Here is a 227-nt window from a genome sequence, read left to right on the forward strand (position 1 = left end):
GTGGAATGGCAACGCATTCCAAGGCCAAGAAGAGCTACCAGAGCTTACCTTCGTGATGCCTGAAGAAGGTGCTGTACTATGGATGGATAACTTTACTATTCCTTCCGGTAGTAATAATAAAGCACTAGCCCATAAATTTATTAATTTTATGTATCAAGCTGAGAATCAAGCCGAGATAGTAAACAGTTTAGGTTATGCATCCGCAACGCAATCAGGAAGAGCTTTAT

General features: G+C 40.5%; 1 protein-coding gene. It reads left to right on the forward strand.

Annotation, left to right across the window (positions count from 1 at the left end):
• A partial coding sequence (locus ACNQ62_RS16685) for an extracellular solute-binding protein (RefSeq protein WP_418095353.1) occupies nt 1–227 on the forward strand: 227 nt, incomplete at both ends.

Source organism: Sulfitobacter sp. SBS6 (assembly GCF_048285585.1).
Lineage (GTDB): Bacteria > Pseudomonadota > Alphaproteobacteria > Rhodobacterales > Rhodobacteraceae > Sulfitobacter > Sulfitobacter pontiacus.